The sequence below is a fragment of the Candidatus Sordicultor fermentans genome, from assembly GCF_012728195.1.
GTDB classification, from domain to species: Bacteria; Atribacterota; Atribacteria; order Atribacterales; family Caldatribacteriaceae; genus Sordicultor; species Sordicultor fermentans.
Window position 1 is genome coordinate 1 of the sequence record NZ_JAAYFP010000173.1, and the last position, 4,995, is coordinate 4,995.

Genomic DNA, 4,995 nt, shown 5'->3' on the forward strand with positions numbered 1-4,995 from the left:
ATGAGAGGCTATGGTTGCTCTATGGCCGTGGGTCTGGGAGTCCCTATTCCTATCCTAGATGAAGAAACTCTTTATTATTGCGCAGTAAAGGATGAAGATATACTGGCTCCTGTTATAGATTACAGCGACGCTTATCCCAACGGGACAGGGGAGATATTGGGTTATGCGAGCTATGCCCAGTTGCGCCAGGGAAAGATAAAGATAGAAGGGAAAGAAGTTCCTGCTGCTTCTCTATCCAGCTACTCTCGAGCCCGGGAAATAGCCCTGACTCTGAAAGATTGGATTCAAAAAGGAGATTTCACTTTAACTCAACCAGTTCTACCTCTTCCGGGGAAAGATGCAGGAGCTCGTTTCCACAATCTTCCCGAAAGACCGGTAAATAATGGAAGAGTGGGGAGGTGAAAATATGAACTCTTCCCAGAAAGTAGTTTTGCGGTTTCCTCCTGAGCTGGTAGAGCGACCTCTCGTGTGTGAGCTGGCTCTTCAGTTCGGGCTGCATTTCAACATTATGCGCGCTTCTATTTCCCCCCATCGGGAGGGACTTATGGTGATAGAAATAATTGGAGAAAAGAAAAAACAAGAAGAAGGACTGCAATTTTTGCAGGAAAACGGTTTAGAGGTTGAATCTCTGAGCCAGGATATAAAAATGGTGGAGGAGCGCTGCATTCACTGCGGCTCTTGTGTAGGAGTTTGCCCCACCGAGGCTCTTTATGTGGAAAAACCTTCTTATTTAGTAAAATATGATGAAACTCAATGTATTGCCTGTGAAATGTGTGTTTTAGCCTGTCCCACTCACGCTATGGAGGCTCTTTTGTGACCAGATACGTAGAACGGTGGTATCGTGGATATACGAAGGCGCCGGATTTAGTGCCCTTTTCTGTGCAGATTAAAGAGAGCGACCTTTTAATTTGGGCAGAGAAAAATCTGCAGGACCTGGCTTATAAAAGGTTAGAAAAAGAGAGAAACAACTTAGAGGCCTATCTTCGCTATGACCCTGATTTTTTGCATTCTTTAGCTCCGGTTGCTGCTTCTCCTTTTGCTCCTCCCCTGTGCCAGATGATGGCAAAAGCAGCAGAAAAAGCAGGAGTAGGTCCTATGGCTTCTGTTGCCGGAGCAATAAATGAGATGGTGGGAGAAGAGCTCCGGCAAGAAAGCGAGGAGATAATAATTGAAAACGGGGGAGATTTACTGGTCTTTTCTCGGGAGGCTCGGGTTGTGGCAGTGTATGCCGGGGAAGATTCTCCTTTCAGCTTCCGGATAGGCATTAAATTGCCTCCGGGCAAAAAATGGGGGGTGGCTACTTCTTCAGGAATAGTTGGCCATTCTTTAAGCTTCGGTAAAGCAGATGCTGTGGTTGTGGTAGCTGAATCATCAGCTGTGGCTGATGCCTGGGCTACCAGCCTGGCTAACCGGGTGCAAGAAAAAGAAGACATAAAGAAGGTATTAAAATTTTCTCAACAAATTACTGATATTCAAGGGACTTTAATAATTCTGGGAGAATTTTTAGGAGTGGAGGGAAATATTCAGATAGAAAGACTTTAAACTCTTTTTTGTGGTAAAATTTAAGAAAATACCTGGCGGGGGATAAAGAAAATGGCTCTGGTAATCATCTTTGTTTTGGCGCTTCTTGCTATTTATGTCTCGGGAATAGAGAGAACAAAGTCCATCTCTCCTGAGGTACGCGAATTGTTTCACCAGGGTTTCTCTCTTGTCCGGGATAAAAGATATACAGAGGCTCTGGAAATTTATGACTTCATCATAAACTTGTTGCCCGACGATCCTACAGCTTATGCCCAGCGAGGTAACGTTTACTACTATTTAGGAGAAATAGATAAAGCCATCGAAGATTATTCTAAAGCCATTGAGCTGAAGCCCGATTTTGCCGAAGCTTACAACAATCGGGGGAATGCTTATCTATCAAAAGGAGAAATGGAACGAGGAGTGAGAGACCTGACCAGGGCAGTGGAGCTAAGTCCTCAATTGAAAGAAGCGTTTTTCAATCGGGGAATAGCTCGCTCAGAAGAAGGAAAGTATAAGGAAGCATTGGAAGATTTCAGCCAGGTAACTCAAATTGACCCTCAAGAGGCCGACGTATATCTTGCCCGAGCCCGTCTCTTGTTAAAATTAAAGACTTATTCCAACCAGGTTCTGGCTGATATCAATCATTTTCTGGAATTTTATCCTTCTCATCCTCAGGCTTATTTTCTGAGAGGAATATGTCTTTCCCGACAGGAAGATTATTATCAAGCCATCCAGGATTTTTCCCGGGCCTTAGAGTTTAAAAGTGATTTCCCTATGGCTTACTACTACAGAGGAATTGCCCGGATTAAGCAAGGGGAATATGCAGAAACCATAGAAGACTTTACCGCTGTTCTAAATTTAGAGCCGGAATTTTACCCTGCTCTTCTGGGAAGGGGAATAGTTTATTACCAGAAGAAAGATTATGAACTGGCTAAAGAAGACCTCGACCGAGCGATAAAACTCAACCCCCGGTTCTATAAAGCTTACGGCTTCAGAGCTATGGTTTACCGGGCACTGGGGAAAGAGGAAGAGGCAGAAAAAGACTGGGAAGAGTTTTTAAAAGGAAACATCATCGATAGTTTAGCCGAAGAAAATTTAGAAGAATAAGCAAATGACCTCTTTTCCTGGGGAGAGAAAATACTTCTCTGGGGCGAAAACGAAGAGCTGAAGGAAGAAGGAATGGTAGCGGGGGTCGGATTCGAACCGACGACCTCCGGGTTATGAGCCCGACGAGCTTCCTGACTGCTCTACCCCGCGCCGTTTAATGTTCGCAAAATGCGGACAGTATTAATATTAAACTATTTTTTTATTTTGTCAAGTTTTCGAGGGCTCTATGCAAAAGGAGGTTGAAACATGCCCGGAGGTAAGCTCGACGTAAAAACACTGGAGAGCTGGCTGTGGGAAGCCGCCTGTAAAATTAGAGGCCCAATTGATGCGCCTAAGTATAAAGACTACATTTTGCCGCTTATATTCTTAAAAAGGCTCTCCGATGTGTTTGATGATGAGATGAATGAGCTGGCGCAAGAATATGGGTCACGAGAGATTGTTGAGCTGTTGGTAGCCGAGGACCACAACCTGGTTCGTTTTTATCTCCCCGAAGAGGCGAGATGGGAAGAGATTGCCAAACAAACCACCAATGTCGGGGAGTATTTAACCAACGCCGTCCGCACCATCGCCAGAGAAAACCCCCAGCTGCAGGGAGTTATCGACACCATAGATTTTAACGCTACTACCGCCGGACAGAGGATTATCGCCGATGATAAACTGAAAGAGCTCATAGATGTTCTGGGTAGATATCGACTTGGATTAGAAGATGTGGAGGCCGATATTTTAGGACGGGCTTACGAATATCTTTTGAGAAAATTCGCCGAAGGTTCCGGGCAGAGTGCCGGGGAGTTCTATACCCCCAGCGAGGTTGCCACGCTGATGTCTTACATTCTGGACCCCGAGCCCGGGGATGAAGTCTACGACCCCTGCTGCGGCTCGGGAGGCCTTTTAATTAAATCTTACTTGCGGTTTCAAGGTAAATATGGAGTGGATTCTTCTCTTGAACCTTTGAAATTCTATGGTCAGGAAATACTACCTTCCACATTTGCCATAGCCAAGATGAACACCTTTATTCACGATATGGAAGCAGATATTGCTCTGGGCGACACGATGACGAGACCCGCTTTTACAACGCCGGAGGGGTCACTCAAAAAGTTCGATCTGGTGGCTGCTAATCCCATGTGGAACCAGAATTTTTCCCAGAGTACCTATGAGAACGACCCCTACAATCGGTTCATTTTTGGCTATCCTCCTTCCAGCAGTGCAGACTGGGGATGGATTCAGCATATGTTTGCTTCCCTGAACGAAGAAGGCAAGATGGCTGTGGTAATCGATACCGGTGCAGTTTCCCGAGGTAGCGGGAATATGGGAAGGAATAGAGAGAGGGATATAAGAAAAGAGTTTGTTGAGGGAGACTTTATAGAAGCAGTTTTATTGCTGCCCGAAAACCTTTTTTATAACACGACCGCACCAGGAGTTATCATAGTCATCAATAAATTCAAACCACCCCAGAGGAAAGAGCAGATATTGCTGATTAATGCTTCTAAACTGTTCAAGAAAGGTAGACCCAAGAACTATCTCCCCGAAGAGAGCATAAAACAGGTATCCGATATATATCTCCAATGGAGAGAAGAAGAGGGCACAAGCAGAGTTATCACCCGGGAAGAAGCGGCCAAAAACGACTATAACTTGAGCCCGAGCCGCTATGTTACGCAAGACGGAGAGGATGATACCCTGCCTTTAGAAGATGCTGTTGTGCAACTCAAAGAGGCAGAAGAAGAAAGAGAAAAAGCAGATGCCCAACTAAAACAGGTTCTCAGGGAGCTGGGGGTGGAGATTTGGTGACTGAGCTTGATAGAGAGCTACCCGAGGGATATAAAATGACAGAACTCGGCCCGCTACCCCGGGCGTGGGAAGTGGTGAAGTTGGGGGATGTAGCTGAACTACAGCAAGGTAAGACTCCGAGAAGGGATAATTATGACGATTCAAAAGGATTTAGGATTATAAAAGTAAAGGATTTTGAAAATGGAAATAAGGTATCATTTGCAGTTAGTGGAGATAGAAGTTTTGTAAAAACCGATTTAGGGGAGAGATATATAATTAAAAATGGAGATAGTTTGGTACTTTCTGCTGCACACTCTTCTAATATTGTAGGTCAAAAAATAGGATATGTTGATGAAGTACCAAAAGAAAAAGTTTTTTTGTTGCTGAATTAATAAGAGTAAGGCCAAAAGAAGATATTAATCCTTATTTATGTTTTGTAATTCTTAATTTGGAAAATTCCAAAAATCAAATTAAAGAAGAAGTTAATGGAGGGCATCTTTATCCTCAAAATTTAGGAAATATTAAAATCCCTCTTCCTCCTCTTCCCGAGCAGCGAAAGATTGCCGCCATCCTCTCCACTGTTCAAGAGGCAAAGGAGAAAAC

General features: G+C 44.3%; 7 protein-coding genes and 1 tRNA gene. 7 read left to right on the top strand and 1 reads right to left on the bottom strand.

Features of this window, described 5'->3' with window-relative positions; genetic code table 11:
* The 4 genes from GXZ17_RS08825 to GXZ17_RS08840 all read left to right on the top strand — a co-directional run.
* Positions 1–402, top strand: a 402-nt coding sequence (locus GXZ17_RS08825; RefSeq protein WP_409376921.1) for a homocysteine biosynthesis protein, incomplete at its 5' end; no start/stop codon positions are given.
* Positions 403–406: 4 nt separating this feature from the next.
* On the top strand, positions 407–817 hold the full coding sequence (locus GXZ17_RS08830; RefSeq protein ID WP_409376922.1) for an NIL domain-containing protein: 411 nt from the start codon (positions 407–409) through the stop codon (positions 815–817).
* Positions 814–1,542 carry a UPF0280 family protein gene (locus GXZ17_RS08835; RefSeq protein WP_409376923.1) on the top strand — a complete coding sequence of 243 codons (729 nt, stop codon included), beginning with the start codon at positions 814–816 and terminating at the stop codon, positions 1,540–1,542. Before GXZ17_RS08830 ends, GXZ17_RS08835 begins: the two co-directional genes overlap by 4 nt.
* 51 nt (positions 1,543–1,593) lie before the next feature.
* Positions 1,594–2,628 (top strand): tetratricopeptide repeat protein, encoded by a 1,035-nt coding sequence (locus GXZ17_RS08840; RefSeq protein ID WP_409376924.1) that lies wholly within the window; start codon positions 1,594–1,596, stop codon positions 2,626–2,628.
* A 73-nt stretch (positions 2,629–2,701) separates the two neighbouring features.
* On the opposite strand, the gene GXZ17_RS08845 is transcribed toward GXZ17_RS08840, so the two are convergent.
* Positions 2,702–2,778, bottom strand: a tRNA-Met gene (locus GXZ17_RS08845).
* Between the two features lie 96 nt (positions 2,779–2,874).
* Between GXZ17_RS08845 and GXZ17_RS08850 the strand changes: the two genes are divergently transcribed.
* The 3 genes from GXZ17_RS08850 to GXZ17_RS08860 all read left to right on the top strand — a co-directional run.
* The gene (locus GXZ17_RS08850) at positions 2,875–4,413 is read left to right on the top strand and encodes an N-6 DNA methylase (RefSeq protein WP_409376925.1); all 1,539 of its coding nucleotides are present in this window, start codon (positions 2,875–2,877) and stop codon (positions 4,411–4,413) included.
* On the top strand, positions 4,410–4,784 hold the full coding sequence (locus GXZ17_RS08855) for a restriction endonuclease subunit S (protein ID WP_409376926.1): 375 nt from the start codon (positions 4,410–4,412) through the stop codon (positions 4,782–4,784). The genes GXZ17_RS08850 and GXZ17_RS08855 overlap by 4 nt, the downstream gene beginning before the upstream one ends.
* A gap of 23 nt (positions 4,785–4,807) precedes the next feature.
* On the top strand, positions 4,808–4,995 hold a 188-nt coding region (locus GXZ17_RS08860; RefSeq protein ID WP_409376927.1), incomplete at its 3' end, for a restriction endonuclease subunit S.

What these genes read in the sequence shown, in the direction of transcription:
- GXZ17_RS08830 (WP_409376922.1), top strand. Translation starts at nt 407, where the DNA reads ATGAACTCTTCCCAGAAAGTAGTTTTGCGGTTTCCTCCTGAGCTGGTA.
- GXZ17_RS08840 (WP_409376924.1), top strand. Translation starts at nt 1,594, where the DNA reads ATGGCTCTGGTAATCATCTTTGTTTTGGCGCTTCTTGCTATTTATGTC.
- GXZ17_RS08850 (WP_409376925.1), top strand. Translation starts at nt 2,875, where the DNA reads ATGCCCGGAGGTAAGCTCGACGTAAAAACACTGGAGAGCTGGCTGTGG.